This window comes from Egbenema bharatensis FJBBOT/2019, from assembly GCF_048077055.1.
GTDB classification, from domain to species: domain Bacteria; phylum Cyanobacteriota; class Cyanobacteriia; order Elainellales; family Elainellaceae; genus Egbenema; species Egbenema bharatensis.
This window is the reverse complement of the sequence record NZ_CP182236.1, coordinates 7,031,581-7,048,099: the sequence shown is the minus strand read 5'-3', so window position 1 is coordinate 7,048,099 and position 16,519 is coordinate 7,031,581. Positions and strand designations below refer to the sequence as shown.

The 16,519-nt window shown below is 51.2% G+C and carries 9 protein-coding genes and 2 pseudogenes; 8 read left to right on the top strand and 3 right to left on the bottom strand.

The features are described from left to right. Window positions 1–55: 55 nt before the first annotated feature. The gene (gene hpnA, locus ACM1PF_RS32795; protein ID WP_416670623.1) at window positions 56–1,045 is read left to right on the top strand and encodes a hopanoid-associated sugar epimerase; all 990 of its coding nucleotides are present in this window, start codon (window positions 56–58) and stop codon (window positions 1,043–1,045) included. Between the two features lie 23 nt (window positions 1,046–1,068). Here the strand turns inward: hpnA and rodA are convergent. After that, a pseudogene (rodA, locus tag ACM1PF_RS32790) lies at window positions 1,069–2,321 on the bottom strand (rod shape-determining protein RodA). Between the two features lie 352 nt (window positions 2,322–2,673). Between rodA and clpB the strand changes: the two are divergent. Continuing rightward, window positions 2,674–5,347 (top strand): annotated as a pseudogene (gene clpB / locus ACM1PF_RS32785) (ATP-dependent chaperone ClpB). Between the two features lie 77 nt (window positions 5,348–5,424). On the opposite strand, the gene ACM1PF_RS32780 reads toward clpB, so the two are convergent. Beyond that, the gene (locus ACM1PF_RS32780; RefSeq protein WP_416676906.1) at window positions 5,425–6,891 is read right to left on the bottom strand and encodes a DASH family cryptochrome; all 1,467 of its coding nucleotides are present in this window, start codon (window positions 6,889–6,891) and stop codon (window positions 5,425–5,427) included. 305 nt (window positions 6,892–7,196) lie between these two features. On the opposite strand from ACM1PF_RS32780, the gene ACM1PF_RS32775 reads away from it, so the two are divergent. From ACM1PF_RS32775 to ACM1PF_RS32760, 4 genes are all read left to right on the top strand, one after another. After that, the gene (locus ACM1PF_RS32775) at window positions 7,197–7,874 is read left to right on the top strand and encodes a caspase family protein (protein WP_416670622.1); all 678 of its coding nucleotides are present in this window, start codon (window positions 7,197–7,199) and stop codon (window positions 7,872–7,874) included. A 38-nt stretch (window positions 7,875–7,912) separates the two neighbouring features. Beyond that, window positions 7,913–11,533: an nSTAND1 domain-containing NTPase gene (locus ACM1PF_RS32770; protein ID WP_416670621.1), complete on the top strand. Its 3,621-nt coding sequence runs from the start codon at window positions 7,913–7,915 to the stop codon at window positions 11,531–11,533. 282 nt (window positions 11,534–11,815) lie between these two features. Then, the gene (locus tag ACM1PF_RS32765) at window positions 11,816–12,433 is read left to right on the top strand and encodes a Uma2 family endonuclease (RefSeq protein ID WP_416670620.1); all 618 of its coding nucleotides are present in this window, start codon (window positions 11,816–11,818) and stop codon (window positions 12,431–12,433) included. Between the two features lie 95 nt (window positions 12,434–12,528). Continuing rightward, entirely contained in the window at window positions 12,529–14,892 is a 2,364-nt protein-coding gene (locus ACM1PF_RS32760) for an SUMF1/EgtB/PvdO family nonheme iron enzyme (RefSeq protein WP_416670619.1), read from the top strand. A gap of 127 nt (window positions 14,893–15,019) precedes the next feature. On the opposite strand, the gene ACM1PF_RS32755 is transcribed toward ACM1PF_RS32760, so the two are convergent. Further along, window positions 15,020–15,723 (bottom strand): IS1 family transposase gene (locus ACM1PF_RS32755; RefSeq protein WP_416665731.1). Its coding sequence is split into 2 segments (ribosomal slippage): window positions 15,020–15,385 and window positions 15,388–15,723, totalling 702 coding nucleotides; the frame shifts between segments, so codons are not numbered across the junction. A gap of 29 nt (window positions 15,724–15,752) precedes the next feature. Here ACM1PF_RS32755 and ACM1PF_RS32750 point away from each other — a divergent pair. Continuing rightward, the gene (locus tag ACM1PF_RS32750; protein ID WP_416670618.1) at window positions 15,753–16,166 is read left to right on the top strand and encodes an element excision factor XisH family protein; all 414 of its coding nucleotides are present in this window, start codon (window positions 15,753–15,755) and stop codon (window positions 16,164–16,166) included. Then, window positions 16,154–16,489 carry a XisI protein gene (locus ACM1PF_RS32745; protein WP_416670617.1) on the top strand — a complete coding sequence of 112 codons (336 nt, stop codon included), beginning with the start codon at window positions 16,154–16,156 and terminating at the stop codon, window positions 16,487–16,489. The genes ACM1PF_RS32750 and ACM1PF_RS32745 overlap by 13 nt, the downstream gene beginning before the upstream one ends. The last annotated feature ends 30 nt before the right edge of the window (window positions 16,490–16,519 follow it).

Genomic DNA, 16,519 nt, shown 5'->3' with positions numbered 1-16,519 from the left:
GGGCAAGATACCCACCCCACAAGAATAGTTCTTAAATTCAACACTTGGGTTCAGTATGCGGGTTTTTGTCACGGGTGGAACGGGGTTTGTGGGGGCGAATCTGGTGCGACTTTTGCTGGCAGACGGATATGCGGTGAGAGCTTTGGCGCGATCGACCAGTCGCTTAGACAACCTGCAAGGGTTGGATGTGGAAGTGGTGAAGGGGGATTTGCGGGATCCGAATTTAACCTCCCTGATGCAGGGTTGTGAGGCGGTGTTTCATGTGGCGGCCCACTATTCCCTGTGGCAGTCCGATCGAGAGATGCTCTACCAAAACAATGTGTTGGGCACTCGGAATGTGTTGGCCGCAGCACGGCAGGCAGGGGTCGATCGCACGGTGTACACCAGCTCAGTGGCGGCGATCGGAGTTGGAGCCAATGGCCTTCCCGTGGATGAAACCTACCAATCCCCTGTAGAGAAATTAGTCGGATATTATAAGCAGTCGAAATATTGGGCGGAGCAGGAAGCGGTTCAAGCTGCGAAAACTGGACAGGATGTGGTGATCGTCAATCCCAGTAGTCCGATCGGAGCGTGGGACGTGAAGCCAACCCCGACGGGAGATATCATTCTGCGGTTTCTGCGTCGCCAGATGCCGGCTTATGTAGATACCGGGCTAAACCTTATTGATGTCCAGGATGTGGCGCGAGGGCATCTGCTGGCTTTGCAGAAAGGAAAGACGGGCGATCGCTACATTTTGGGCCATCAAAATCTGACGCTGAAATCGGTATTAGACCAACTGGCTCACATCACTGGATGGCCTGCGCCAGCCCGATCAATTCCCGCCTGGATTCCCCTCAGCGTCGCCTGGATTGACGAAAAGGTGTTGGCAAAACTGGGTAAACCGCCTGCTGTGCCGATCGATGGGGTACGAATGTCGATGCAATATATGTACTACGATCCGTCTAAGGCCGTGCGAGAGTTAGGATTGCCCCAAACGCCGATCAAGGAATCCCTGCGGCAGGCTGTGAACTGGTTTGTAGAACGTGGATATGCGGAGCTGCCCTGAGTCATTCATCAGGTACTGTCCGATCAAAACTTCAGCCGTCGTCGATGATTGGCCACCGAAGCCACCAAGCCGATCGCAATAAAATTGGTCAGTAGGGCCGATCGACCGTAGCTCAACCAGGGCAGCGGAATTCCCGTAATCGGAGCCAACCCGATCGTCATACTGATATTGACCAGGGTTTGGAAGCTGATCATGGCTAATACTCCCACCGTCAGCAGGGAGCCAAAATTGTCCTTGGAGGTTTGGGCAATTAAAACCAACCGCAAGCAGAGTAACCAGAAGACAAACAGTACCAAAAATGCTCCGACAAACCCCAATTCTTCCCCGATCGCTGCAAAGATAAAGTCCGTATGTTGCTCTGGGATGAAGTGAAGTTGCGTCTGGGTTCCCTGGTGTAACCCCAGCCCCACAGTTGTCCTGCCCCGATCGCAATCCGCGACTGAATCAGGTGATAGCCCCCGCCTAAAGGATCCTGGTAGGGATCAAGAAACAGAGTAATTCGTGCCTTCTGGTAATCGTGCAGTACGCCCCATAACACCTGCCCCATGCTACCGGCCACCAGATTCAGCACCACCATCATGAAAGCTCCCAAGCGCATCCAGGGCAACGTTCGCCAGGCTATAATACCCATCAGCACCACCCAGACAAACCAGAGCGGTAGAAAGAGATTCGCCAGAATTGCCGCAGGAATCGGCGAAATCAACAGGATTAACCAACCCGGATTGGCATTGCCCCAGTACAAAATGGCTAATGTAATGGCTCCGAAGACTAATGAGGTTCCCAAACTGGGTTGCAGAAACACCAGAATTAGCGGCAGGGCAATAATGGTGAGAGCTTTACTGACATCAATTAAGTTCAGTGAAGGACGATTGCTTAGAAAGGCTGCAAGGGTAATGATGGCACCAATCTTGGCAAACTCAGACGGCTGCACATGGAATCCAGCGATCGAAATCCAGCGTTCTGCTCCCAGTGCCGTAGTTCCAATCAACCGAACTGCAATCAGCGAGAGATTCGTCAAGGCGTAAATCAGCCAATACCACTGGGTCAACGCCTCATAGCGAAAGGCAGCCAGCAGCAGCATGATCACAACTCCAACTCCCCCCGTTATCCAATGCTGAATCCAACTGGTTGTACCCGTTTGGAGTTCAGTACTGCGAATCATCAGTCCCCCCAGTACCGTCAGGGCGATCGGGATGACCAGCAGCAGCCAGTCTACATCTCGCCAGGGTTGAGTCAATGCTTTCCAACTGAGTTGACGACGAATTCTCTGGAGCATAGTTTTCAGAATTGAGGGCGTTGGGCCGGACTGATAAAAGAACTCAAAGGTTTATACGGGAGTTAAGAAGGATTCGGGCACCGCTCAGGATATTCCTGATTCCTGAGCCTAAACCAGTGTTATGCAGGAATCGAGAAAATGCAAGTTTTCCGGGGGGAGATTGTTGCCCCATCATGCTCCTATTGAACAGATCTCTGCTGCCCACCCTGGAATAATTGGCAGCTAACAGCGTCTTTACCACCGGGCGGCGAACCCTTCACCTGGAATCGTCAGGGGTTCGTCATCGATTGCTATACTGAAGTCGCTAAGTCTCTCCTGATTATCCCGGTTCCGTTTTTAGATCCGTTAGCGTATGCAGCCCACCGACGAAAGTAAATTTACAGAGAAAGCCTGGGACGCGATCGTCAAATCGCAGGATATTGCTCGCCGCTTCCGCCACCAAAACCTGGAGGTGGAGCATTTGTCGATCGCCTTACTGGAACAGGAAGAAGGGTTAGCCAGCACCCTGTTGGGCAAAGCGGGGGTGGACATTGCTCGGTTCAAGCAGCAAATGGAAGGGTATGCCCAGCGGCAGCCCAGAGTCACCTACGACAATACGCTGTATCTGGGGCAAGGATTAGATAGCCTGCTCGATCGCAGTGAAGAAGTCCGCAAGGGAATGCAGGATGATTTTATTTCGATCGAACATATCCTGCTGGCCTTGGCCGAAGATGAGCGAATTGGGCGACGGCTATTTCGGGATAACAATGCCAATGTGCGACAGCTAGAGGCAGCGATTAAGGCGGCGCGGGGAACGCAGAAAGTTAAAGACCGCAATCCGGAGACAGGCTATTCCGCTTTAGAAAAATATGGGATCAACCTGACTGATCGGGCCAGAGCCGGTAAGCTCGATCCGGTAATTGGGCGAGATGAGGAAATTCGGCGAGTGATTCAGGTACTATCGCGCCGCACCAAGAATAATCCGGTTCTGATTGGGGAACCGGGGGTGGGGAAAACGGCGATCGCGGAAGCCCTGGCCCAGCGCATTATCAACGGTGATGTGCCCGAATCCTTGAAAAACCGCCTGCTGATCAGCCTGGATATGGGCTCATTGATTGCCGGAGCCAAGTATCGTGGGGAGTTTGAAAATCGGCTGCGATCGGTGCTGCGGGAAGTGACCAGTTCGGAAGGGCAGATTGTCCTGTTCATCGACGAACTCCATACCGTTGTGGGAGCAGGTTCGGCCCAGGGTTCGACGGATGCGGGCAATTTGCTGAAACCGATGCTGGCCGGGGTGAATTGCGCTGTATTGGTGCGTCTACTCTGGATGAGTATCGCAAGCACATTGAAAAAGATGCGGCCCTGGAACGGCGATTCCAGCAAGTTTATATTGGTCAACCCTCTGTTGAAGATACGATCTCCATCCTGCGGGGACTGAAAGAACGCTACGAAGTTCATCACGGGGTGAAGATTGCGGATTCTGCCCTGGTGGCAGCGGCCACCCTATCCGATCGCTATATTTCCGATCGGTTCCTGCCCGATAAGGCGATCGATCTGGTGGATGAAGCGGCGGCCAAGCTGAAGATGGAAATCACCTCCAAACCCGTGGAGCTAGAATCCATCGATCGGCGGCTAATTCAATTGGAGATGGAAAAGCTGTCCCTGGAGGGAGAAGGGCAGTCCTCCATTGCGATCGGACTTTACCGCACCGCAAAGGATCGATTGGAGAAAATTGAGCAGGAAATTGACACGCTGAAGTCTGAGCAGGATAAGCTCAGTTCCCAGTGGCAGCTCGAAAAAGATCTGCTGGAGGCGATCAACGTTCTGAAGGAAGAAGAGGAAAACCTGCGGCGACAAATTGAGAAAGCCGAGCGAGATTACGACCTGAATACGGCCGCTCAACTCAAGTACGGTCGGTTGGCTTCCCTCCATGATGAACTGGAGGAAAAGGAAACCAGCCTGATCGAAATTCAGAATCGCGGCATGACGTTGCTGCGGGAACAGGTGACGGAATCCGATATTGCGGAAATTGTGGCGAAGTGGACGGGCATTCCGGTGAACCGGTTGATGGAATCGGAGCGGCAAAAGCTGTTGCAACTGGAAAGCTATCTGCATCAGCGGGTGATTGGGCAACAGGAGGCAGTGGAAGCCGTGGCGGCCGCCATTCGTCGAGCCAGGGCTGGCATGAACGATCCCGGACGGCCGATCGGTTCTTTCATGTTTTTGGCCTGACGGGGGTCGGAAAAACGGAACTGGCTCGGGCCCTGGCGGAATGTTTATTTGATACGGACGAAGTGCTAATCCGGCTGGATATGTCCGAGTATATGGAGAAAAACTCGGTGGCGCGGCTGGTGGGGGCCCCTCCGGGCTATGTGGGTTACGAAGAAGGGGGGCAGCTTTCGGAAGCCATTCGTCGTCATCCCTATTCGGTGCTGCTGCTGGATGAGGTGGAAAAAGCCCATCCCGATGTGTTTAATATTCTGCTACAACTGCTGGATGATGGACGAATTACAGACTCTCAAGGAAGAGTGGCGGATTGTCGGAATACGATCGTCGTCATGACCAGTAACATTGGCAGCGAACACATTTTGGATGTGTCTGGTGATGATGCGCAGTACGATGAGATGCAAAAGCGGGCCATGCAGGCCTTGCGATCGCACTTCCGTCCAGAGTTTCTCAATCGGGTGGACGACATCATTCTGTTCCATGCTCTCAGCGTCAAAGAACTGCGTCAGATTGTGCGGATTCAGCTTCAGCGGGTTCGGCGGATGCTGGCAGAACAGAAGATTGGACTGGAGCTGTCGATCGAGGCTCAGAACTATGTGGCAGATGTGGGCTACGACCCGGTGTATGGCGCACGGCCGTTGAAGCGAGCGATTCAAAAAGAAATCGAGAATCCGATCGCCACTAAGATCTTAGAGAATACCTTCACCGAAGGCGATACCATTCAGATTGATGTAGTCGATCACAAGCTCGTCTTTACCAAAAAGCAGGTAACGGTGATTTCTCCAGCCAGTGTTCCCCAGACACTACAGGCGGAAGGATGATGGGTCGGACTCTCCTGGATCGGGATGAATCATCTACCTTTCCATCACCATTCGTTACGAAATCCTACACGGCAGCTTTACTTCCGCCCGATCGCTGCATTGTAAACCTTCTCATTCGCTGCGGCTGATTTGAATAAATCCACAATCGGATTTGGATAATCCACGCCAATGCGAACGTTAAACCGTTTTTGCTCAACGGGTTGGAGCTTCCAGGGTTCATGGACTTTGGCCGCCGGAACCTCCGCCAGTTCTGGAAGCCAGTGCTTCACGTATTCACCATTGCGATCGTAGTCTTTTGATTGCTTCAAAATATTGAAAAACCGGAAGCCTCGGGCATCATTGCCTACGCCTGCCGTGTAGTTCCAGTTGCCCCAATTGCTGCAAACATCGTAGTCAATCAGCAGCGACTCAAACCATTCCGCGCCCATGCGCCAGTCAATGCCCAAATTTTTAGTTAAAAAGCTGGCCACATTTTGCCGACCGCGATTGGACATAAAACCAGTAACCGCCAGTTCCCGCATATTGGCATCGACCAGGGGAAAGCCCGTTTGTCCAGTACACCAGAGATCGAACCGTTCCCAGTCTGCTTTCCAGGGAATCGATGTTCCTTGCAGTCCAGAAGTATAAAAGATTTTGTTGCCGTGTTTGGCGCAGATGAAGCGGAAGTAATCACGCCAGAGCAATTCAAAAATTAGCCAGTAGGTTGAATCATTGCGAATCCGCTGTTCGTATTGCTGTACTTGTTCGTAGACATAGCGAGGCGATAAACAGCCCAACGCCAGCCATGGGGAGAATTTCGAGGAATAGTCGGCTCCTAGCATACCATTGCGGGTTTCTTTGTAAATCCGTAGTCGATCGCCTTTCCAAAAATAGGAATCCAACCGATTCAGTCCGGCGGTTTCTCCGCCTTGGAAGGGTAAAACTGCGCGATCGTCCACTGGAGGAGAGACTAAACCCAAATCCTCAAGGGTTGGTAGCGTTCCCACTTGAATTCCTTCTGGTAATCCCTTCAGTATTCTGGGAGAAGGTAAAACTGAATTCACCGTTGCAGTCTTTTCTACCTGCTTACGAAACTGGGTAAATATCTCCGGTAAGTGGGTGATTTCAAAGGGTAAATCATCGGGGTGATAGAGGGTATGCCCCCAAAATCCTTTTAGAGTTCCATTAATCGCCTTTAAGCGTTCCTGCAACGCTACCTCGATCGCCAATTCTTCAGCCGTCACCTCTTGAGAATAATGAACGGCATCAATCTGCCACTGCTGCACCAGTTCAGAAATGACATCTTCCGGTTTTCCCATCCGAATCACCAGATCACTGCCAAGGGTTCGCAACGATCGCCGCAGATCTGCCACGCTTTCTCGCAAAAATTGGGCGCGAAAGGCTCCGGTTTTGGGAAAGCCAAAGGAGGTTTGCCCGAACTGCCGCGGATCGAAACAGTACACCGGAAATACTTGTCCTCGCTGCTTGAGGGCTTGATGTAGAGGCTCATGGTCATGAATTCGCAGGTCGTTGCGATACCAGATCAGAATCCGAGGTTCAGGCATGGTTTTGAGACTATCAAAGGCAAGGTTGGGGGATGGCAGACGATCGGGTTCAGAATCAATCTGAGCACCACCCATTTACATGATACATTTCTTTACATTTTTGAAAACTGGGGTGAGGTTGCAGGAATTACGGGAACCTCCCACTGATGCAATTGCTTTCCGTCCTATTTGCCTGAATTTGTTTGCTCGAATGTCTGCGCCAGGAATCATCGAGCTTGAGTTTGTGATAGTAAAATCCCTAATAGGAATGGTTCAGTTCTGTCGGCTAATCACTCAAGTTTCGACTTATCTATGGGAGGTTTGTTGTGTCTCGATTCAAACGCAACATTGCTATTGTGATTGGGATTAACGATTATCGCAACGGCATTTCTCCCCTGCGCACTGCCACTCAGGATGCCACCGCGATCGCCCACCTCCTGAAAGCGCAGCATCAGTACCAGGTTAAATTACTGCTGGATCAACAAGCCAGCCTGGACAATCTGGAACAACTGTTTGAGCAATTGACCAAGTCCGTGCGTTCAGACGATCGCTTCCTGTTTTACTTTGGCGGCCACGGCATTGCCTTAAATGGGGAAGACGGCCCGGAAGGCTTCTTGATTCCGCAGGATGCCCGCCTAGGCGAGGTGAGCAGCTATCTCCCCATGCTGCGCCTGAATCAAGCCCTGAGTGAATTGCCTTGCCGTCATTTCTTAGCGATTCTCGATTGCTGTTTTGCCGGTGCTTTTCGCTGGTCGAGTACCCGAAAACTCGCGGCCGTTCCGAAAGTCATTCACAAAGAACGATACGATCGCTTCATTCAAGATCCGGCCTGGCAGGTGATTACTTCGGCTGGTTCCGATCAGTATGCCTGGGACATTGTGTCCGACGATCGGGGTGAAGTTGCCAACCATTCCCCCTTTGCCCTGGCCCTGATGGATGCCTTAGCCGGTGCTGCCGATCAAAGTCCTCCCCCCGTCCAGGCAAGCCTGCGGGAGATGGATTAACGACGGCCACTGAACTGTATATTTATCTGCGCAATCAGGTGGAAGAATTAACGGAACGCTCCACCACTCGCCAAACGCCAGGGCTATGGACATTGGGCAAGCATGATAAAGGTGAATATATTTTTCTCACCCCCGGACATGCTTTAAACCTTCCACCTGCACCACCACTGGATGCCTCTCAGAATCCCTATCGCGGTTTGGCTTCCTTTGATGAATCCGATCGCGATCTGTTCTTTGGGCGCAAGGCACTGACTCAGCAACTCGCAGAATTTGTAAATCGTCACACTTTAACCGTTGTATTAGGCGCATCAGGTTCTGGAAAATCCAGTTTAGTCAAGGCGGGTTTAATTCCTCACCTGCGACAGTCTGAGTTAGAGCCTCCCTGGCAGATTGTGCCGCCATTTCGCCTGGGAGAATCCCCCTGTAAAGCCCTGTATGCTGCCCTCCATTCGCTGAGTACGTCGGTGGGATTAGAACAGTCTGAATCTCTACCATCAGCCTGTATGCAGGGATTTGATGAGTGGTTCCACAAACATCCTGATACTGATCTGTTAATGGTGATTGATCAGTTTGAAGAACTCATCACCCTCTGTCGTGATCTGGAAGAACAAAGTGTATTCTTTAATCTATTAGCTGAAGCAGTAAAAAAGTATTCCGATCGCCTGCATTTAGTCTTAACGGTGCGATCGGATTTTGAGCCCCAATTTCGCAAAGGTGGATTAGATTCGCTATGGTTTGATTCTCGATTTATCGTTCCTGCCATGAACCGAACAGAATTGCGAGCAGCGATCGAAGAACCCGCCTCTAAACGAGTCATGTATTTTGATCCCCATCGCTTAGTGGATCAACTGATTGATGAAGTGATGCTGATGCCAGGAGCCTTACCGCTGCTCTCCTTTACGTTGAGCGAACTGTATCTGTCCTACCTCAAACGCCAGGATACTGCCCGAAGCCAGGGAAACACGGTCGATCGGGCGATTACTCAGGCGGATTATGATGCTCTGGGAGGCGTGGCGCGATCGCTGACCCAACGAGCCGATCAGGAGTATGAGTCCCTGGTCAAAATGGATGCCGATTGTGCCCATACGGTGCGTCATGTTTTGCTCCGGATGATTGCGTTAGGCGGAGATGAACTGGCCCGTCGTCGAGTATTTCTTTCAGAACTGACCTATCCCGAACCGGAACAAACGCGGGTGAATCAGGTTCTTAATCAGTTTACGAATGCCCGGTTACTGGTGCGAGGAACCGATAACGACGATCGCCCGTTTATTGAACCTGCCCATGATGCCCTGGTGCGGGGATGGCAACGGCTATTGCAATGGAAAAACGAGGCTCAGGAAAAGCTAATTTTGCAACGCCGGCTTACCCCTGCGGCAGAGGATTGGCAGCAGCAACAAAGCGCGAAATACCTCTGGAATGCCGATCCGCGTTTGGAGTGGCTGAATCAGATTTTGCACACTTCCCATCATGGCTTCAATCAAGTCGAAACAGAGTTTGTCCGGCGGAGTGTTGGGCAGCGGCGGCGGAATACCTACCTGCGTTGGGGCATTGTGGCGAGTACAATTCTGGTTTTAAGCGGCATTACCTTTAGCGCAGTTCGGGCTAACCGTACCTCCAGTTTGCAAGCTGAAGCCATTACGGTAAAAAGCCTGCTGGCGATCGACCCCCTGGAAAGTTTACTCAGAGCAATTCGAGCCGTGGGACAAAACCATGCAGCAGTGGCAGCCCGCCTCTGGACAAGGCCGATCGAAGCGGTGGATGCCAGTCTCCTCAGTGCATTGGAAGTGGCAAAGGAGCGCAATCGGTTTTCAGCAGATACCCAAAAGCGGGTGAATGCCGTAGCGGTGAGTCAGACGACGATCGTGAGTGGCGGCAGGGATGGCACGATCAACATTTGGGATCTCCAGGGCAATCGGCTGGGTTCTCCTATTCCTGCGGAGCAAGGACAGGTTCGAGCGGTGGCGGTCAGTGCCAATGGGGAAACGATTGCCAGTGCGGGCAGCGATGGGACAATTCGGCTCTGGACTCCTCAAGGAGAACCGATCGCGCCTCCGTTGCGGGGACATACTGGAGAGGTATTGGCTTTAGCCATGACTGCGGATGGACAGGGGTTAGCCAGTGGGGGAAAAGATGGCACGATTCGCTTCTGGAATCGGCAAGGGCAACCCTTAGGGACAGCGATCGATGCAGAGGCAGGAACGATCGAAGCGATCGCCATTAGCCCAAATCAGCCGCAGATTGCTACGGGTAGTAGTGATGGTACGGTACGCCTCTGGAATTTGCAGGGGAATTTGATTGTTCCTCCCTTTCAAGGACATCAGGGAAACGTTGAGGATATAGATTTTAGTCCAGATGGACGGCAGATTGTCAGCAGTGGTAGCGATGGGACAGTGCGAATTTGGAATCTTCAAGGGAACTCGATCGGGAATCCGGTGCGCGGCCATCGAGGAACGATATTTACGGTAGCCTTTAGTCCAGACGGGCAAACTTTAGTGAGTGGGGGGGAAGATGAAACGATTCGCACCTGGAAATTAGATGGTAGTCCATCCGGACAGATTCTGACCCCGTTAATGAACGGAATTAACACCATCGCTATTACTCCCGATAGCCAAACCATTATCGGCGGTGGCGGCGATGGCACGATCGGACTCTGGGATTTGCAGCCCAGCCCGTTTAGCTATCCCTTTAACGCTATGCAAGGTGCGGTGAATGCGATCGATCTGGCTGAGGATGGACAAGCTCTGGTGAGTGGGGGCAGCGACGGCACAGTAAGGCTTTGGGATATTCAGGGAAATACCTTGCAGCCTCCTTTTCAGGGGCATGAGCGATCGGTGCGATCAGTGGCGTTTAGCTCCGCAGGAGACTGGATTGTCAGTGGCGGAGAGGATGGCATGGTGCGGTTGTGGGATCGGGAGGGGAATTCATTAGTGGAACCCATCCGCGAACATCTGGCAGCGATACGAACGGTGGTGATCAGTCCCGATGGTCAATGGTTTGCCAGTGGCAGTGATGACGGAACGGTGCGGTTGTGGAATCGCCAGGGGAATTCCATTGCGAATCCAATTTCAGCTGATACAAAGGCTGGTGTTCATGCGGTGGCAATTAGTCCCGATGGTCAGCGGATTGCGACAGGCGGTGCCGATGGCAGGGTGCGATTGTGGGATCAGCAGGGTAATCCGATCGCCCCGTCGTTTCAGGGGCATGGGGAAGGCGTATTTGCTGTTGCTTTTAGCCCCGATGGACAAATCATCGCTAGTGGTGGAGCGGATGCCACTATTCGCCTCTGGGATGGGCAGGGCAACCCCATCGGAACACCAATCCAGGGACACCAAGCCACCATTACTGCGATCGATTTTAGTCCCGATGGTCACTTCCTGGTGTCCAGTAGCGACGATCGGACGGTGCGCTGGTGGACGATAGACGGCAGGACGGTTGCCCTGTTGAGCAATCACAGCGATCGGGTGTCTGCGGCTCTCTTTACCCCAGATGGGCAACAGATTATCAGCAGTAGTCGGGATGGCACGATTCGTCTGGCAAGGACGGTGGGATGGAGTGACTGGCTGGAGGCAGCCTGTCAGCAGTTGCAGGATCATGCGGTGTTTCGGAATCCGGGAAATGGTTTGGAGGCAGGAGCAAGACGAACATGTGAGGAACGGTAGGGGCGCACTGCTGTGCGCCCTTCTTCCGGGACAATGGTTTTCCTGGGGTGAATGGGCGGGCAAGATGTCTACCCCACAAGAGATTTAGTTTATTTAGTTCCCTTGTTCGATCGCCCCTTTCTACCCTTTAAACTAATAGAAGTTAAGCATTGAATGGGTTCATCCGTAGCGCAGGTATCTTGCCTGCCGATGGGACGATTGCCCAATCGCCATGACTGATTAATTTGGCATCTCTATTTGTTGGGATGACTTTCAATTGGAAGCAGAGGAGGAGCGATCGCCATGATTGCAGTGTCTGATAAATCTCCTATGTCATTTGATGAATTCATGGATTGGTATCCAGAGAATTCTGAGAATCGCTATGAATTGAGAAGGGGGGGGGTGATCGAAATGCCTAAACCGAGGGGCAAGCATTCCCGGTTGGCAGGGGATTTGGCATTTGATCTGGGCGCAGCAATCCGTCAGGCGAACCAACTCTATTTCATTCCCAAGGAATGTGTACTCAAAATTGCCAATGACACGGGATACGAACCCGATATTGTGGTTTTAGATGAATTGGCGATCGCAAATGAACCTCGGTGGGAGCGAGAATCGATTGTCACGTTCAGCCAGTCCATCAAATTGGTGGTTGAAGTGGTTTCAACCAATTGGCGGGATGATTACCTGGTCAAGTTGGCAGACTATGAAGCATTTGGCATTCAAGAGTACTGGATTGTTGATTACTTGGGAATTGGGGGTCGTCGCTACATTGGCTCACCCAAGCAACCGACTTTGACGGTTTGCACGTTGGTAGAGGGGGAATATGAACTCCAGCAGTTTCGCAGCGACGATCGCCTGTTTTCCCCAACTTTCCCAAATTTGCCCCTGACGGTGCATCAGATTTTCCAGCCTGGTGAATGAAGCGAGGGGGAATTTTGCCGAAAATTCGATCGCCTGCCTGTAGGTTAGGTTATACCTGTTATCAGTAGCGATCGCCCTGCCATAATGCTGTTTCCATGAAAATCCTGATTCTTGCCTCTAATCCCAGACAAGATTTGCGTCTCGATCGGGAGATTCGGGACTTGCGGGATGTGATTGAGAAGTCGCGGCATCGACAGCAGTTTGAGGTGGCGGATGCGCTGGCGGTGCGGGTGGGAGATTTGCAAGATCTGTTGTTTCAGCATCGACCGGAAATTGTGCATTTTTGTGGTCATGGCAGTGGGCAACAGGGTTTGGTGTTTGAGGGCAATGGGGGTGGTGAGCAGTGGGTGCGAACGGAGGCCCTGTCGGATCTATTTCGGTTGTTTTCCAGTCATGTGGGCTGTGTGTTGTTGAATGCCTGCTATTCGGAAACGCAAGCCGATGCGATCGTCAGCCACATTGATTATGTGATTGGCATGAACCAGACGATTCAGGATGATGCAGCGATCGCGTTCTCGAAGGGATTTTATCGGGCGTTGGGGTATGAGTGTTCGATCGAAGAGGCGTTTGAGTTTGGCAAGAATGCGATTCAGCTAGAGATTACAGGCAGTTCTAAGGTGCGATCGGCTGTACCAGAGCCACAGCGCAGGTTAGAAGTGGTGGATGCGGTGGCAAAGACGATCATTCCTGAGCATTTGAAACCAATTCTCAAAAAACGATCGGACTTGAGGGCAGTTCAATCTGTTCCATCTCATCAACCGTTGACCCAGGAGAGGCGGGAGGAGATTCAGCTAGAGGTCGATCGGGCTTTGGGTGAGGAGGAGACGAGCCTGGAGCAGTTTCGGGAACAGGTCAAGCGATATTTGCAAAAACGGAAGTTGGCGGATTATGAAAAAGACCTGCTGGAGACACTGCGGGAAGAGTTGGGATTATCCAAGGCAGAAGCCGATCGGGTTTTGGAAGAAGAGTACGCACCGATTCGACAAGCGCGGCAGGCGTATGCAAGACGATTAAGGGTATTGATTAAATATTACCCCTTCAATGATGCAATTCAGAGAGAACTCAAGGCGTTTCAAACTCAGAGAAATCTTACGGATGTAGAGGTGAATGAAATTTCTCGACCAATTATTGACCAGGCAGAAGCGAATCGTAAAGCCAGGTTAAGGCAGCAGGTAGCACGAGCGGCGGTCAGATTTGCAGAACATTGGACAGAAGCAAACCGCCGTCAAGCCAGGTTAAGGCAGCAGGCACAGGAGAAGCATGACGCGAAGCTGCAATGTTACGAGCAGGTGTTTAAAAAGGCGATCGATTCTCAGTATCCGATCGAAGCAGCGATTCGGGAGGGGTTATGGAAATTGCAGCAGAGTTTGGGATTGATGGATGAGGAAGTCGATCAAATTGAGCGACCGATAGTTGCGCTGAAGGAAGCTGAGTATCAACGACAGTTAGAACAGCAGCGAGAACAGCAACGACAGCATGAGTTAGAACGACAGCGCGAACTAGCAAGGCAGCAGCAGTTAGAGGAGCAAAGGAAGCAAGAGGCGGCAAAACGCAGACCTCCGATTCAAGTGTTTGAGTTTCAAGTGCCTCAAATTGAAATAGCTGAGAAATTTTTAGGTCTTGAGAGAACCGGCAACATTACCTATCGAAATGGTCAGGCAGAATTTTTTAGTGAGGATTTGGGAAATGGGGTGACGCTGGAAATGGTGTTCATTCCCGGTGGAACCTTCATGATGGGACAAACAGAAGGAGAAAAGCAGCAGTTAATTCAGGAGGTTGGCGAAAAAGATTATCAAAATTACTATGCGAATGAGTTGCCTCAACATCAAGTCACTGTTCCGCCTGTTTTCATAGGTAGGTTTGTCGTGACACAGGAGCAGTGGAAAGCAGTTGCGGCTCTACCAAAAATAAATCAAGATCTTGATCCTGATCCATCTGACTTCAAGGGTTATCGTCGTCCCGTTGAGCAAGTTTCCTGGCATGAGGCAGTGGAATTTTGCGATCGACTTTCTCAAAAAACGGGCAGACAATACCGATTGCCGAGTGAAGCGGAATGGGAATATGTCTGTCGTGCTGGAACCACAACCCCTTTTCATTGTGGAGAAACGATTTCAACGGATCTAGCAAACTATAACGGCAATTCCACCTACGGTTTAGGAGTAAAGGGGGTGTATCGAGAGCAAACAACTGATGTAGGTAGTTTCCCTCCCAATGCCTTTGGTCTGTACGACATGCACGGTAATGTTTGGGAATGGTGTTTGGATCAGCGGCATGAGAATTATCAGGGTGCGCCGATCGATGGGAGTGCTTGGACACGTGGAAATAGCAAGCGAAGGCTGGTGCGTGGCGGTGCCTGGTTCGATGCCCCGATGAATTCCCGTTCCGCTTTCCGTTTCCACCTCGCCCCGGATTACTATTCCTCCAAAGTCAGTTTTCGGGTGGCGTGCGGTTTGGCGTGAGTACTCCCACCTTGTCAGAACTGGTCGAAGGAATGCAATGGTGAGGTTTGAAAAGCAGCCAGTATCATGAGAATGCCGTGTTGAGTTTAAGAGTGTGTCTGCCAAAGACATTTTCGGCGTTGCTGAATCAAGAGATGAACCTCGGAGGAACTGGAACATCGTCAAACCTGAGGTAGTGAAGTAACAACCGAATAGAGTGAGCCAGCATTTCTACGGCTTTGGAGTAGCACAGCGTTTTGCGATGCAGTCGAGCCAGATAGTGCCGCAAGCGAGTGTTCTCACTTTCAACTCGAGTCATATACGTTTTGCTGACAATCTGATCGCCATCGGGAATGAAGCCGGGATACACCGACCACCCATCAGTGACGTAGAAATAGCAGTTCCAGTCCGCCACAGTCTGCCAGAGCGGGACAAAGGTTTCAGCACTATGGTCACCCAGAACCCAGCCTAAAATTCCCTTTTTGAAGTGGTCAACGGCTGTCCATAGCCAAATCTTGTTTTTTTTGAGCCGACAAAGGTTTCCAATTCGTCGAGTTCTCCAACTTCGGGGGGCGTTTCCGGTGCATAGGCGTCCGGCAGGCGCGTTGCGACCTGCTGCACCCAGGTAATGACCGTGGTATGGTGTACTCCTTTGACCCGTTCGATCGCTCGAAACCCAGAGCCGTTGAGATACATCTTGATGCATTCGCGTCTGAACTCGTCTGAGTACCCTCGATGCGGGTCGTAGGTATCAATGAACTGACGACCACAAGCGACACAAATGTGATTTTGCTTACCTTTCCTCTTACCGTTTTTACGGATATGAGTAGCCCCACACTCTGGACATTGCATTGCAGATTACCCTAAATCATCTTTCAATTATGCAACGCCACATTTTCCATGATGCAGTCAAACGGGCACTTCAAAAAGAGCAGTGGGTCATTACTGACGATCCACTCAGGTTTCAGTTCGGTAACGTCAACTTTCAGGTCGATCTGGGTGCAGAACGTTTACTTGCCGCAGAACGGGCTGGGGAAAAAATAGCAGTCGAAATCAAAAGCTTCTTAAATCCTTCTGCAATTACGGATTTTTACGCTGCATTGGGGCAGTTTCTCAGTTATCGTCTTGCTTTGGAATCTGTCGAGCCGGAGCGGAGTTTATACCTGGCAGTTCCAGTTGATGTTTATCAAACCTTTTTTCAGTACGAGTTCACTCAATCTGCGGTACAACGGTATCAGGTCTTGATGGTTGTATATGAGCCAGTTAGCGAGGTGATTGTGCAATGGACAAGGTAGCTCAATACCGAGAATACGTTCAAACACTCCTGAGTCAGTACGCCAAAGATGATATCTCAAACAATGAAATCGAAGTCCAACTGATTTTTGATACCAAACGCGATCACTACCAGTGGATGAATGTGGGTTGGCAAGAATTCAGCCGAGTTTACCGTTGCATCATCCATTTGGATATCAAAGATGGCAAAATCTGGCTTCAGCAAAACCTGACCGATCGCAATCCGGCAGAGGAATTGGTTGAAATGGGTGTACCCAGGGAAGATATCGTGCTGGGTTTGCAGCCTCCCTACAAACGACAATACACAGATTACGGTGTCGCTTGAGAGCAAAGTCTGTAACTACCAAATCTTAGC

Excerpts from the sequence above, each read along its gene's own strand:
- ACM1PF_RS32780 (WP_416676906.1), bottom strand. The coding sequence starts at position 6,891 with ATGCCTGAACCTCGGATTCTGATCTGGTATCGCAACGACCTGCGAATT.
- hpnA (WP_416670623.1), top strand. The coding sequence starts at position 56 with ATGCGGGTTTTTGTCACGGGTGGAACGGGGTTTGTGGGGGCGAATCTG.
- ACM1PF_RS32750 (WP_416670618.1), top strand. The coding sequence starts at position 15,753 with ATGCAACGCCACATTTTCCATGATGCAGTCAAACGGGCACTTCAAAAA.
- ACM1PF_RS32760 (WP_416670619.1), top strand. The coding sequence starts at position 12,529 with ATGAAAATCCTGATTCTTGCCTCTAATCCCAGACAAGATTTGCGTCTC.
- ACM1PF_RS32745 (WP_416670617.1), top strand. The coding sequence starts at position 16,154 with ATGGACAAGGTAGCTCAATACCGAGAATACGTTCAAACACTCCTGAGT.
- ACM1PF_RS32765 (WP_416670620.1), top strand. The coding sequence starts at position 11,816 with ATGATTGCAGTGTCTGATAAATCTCCTATGTCATTTGATGAATTCATG.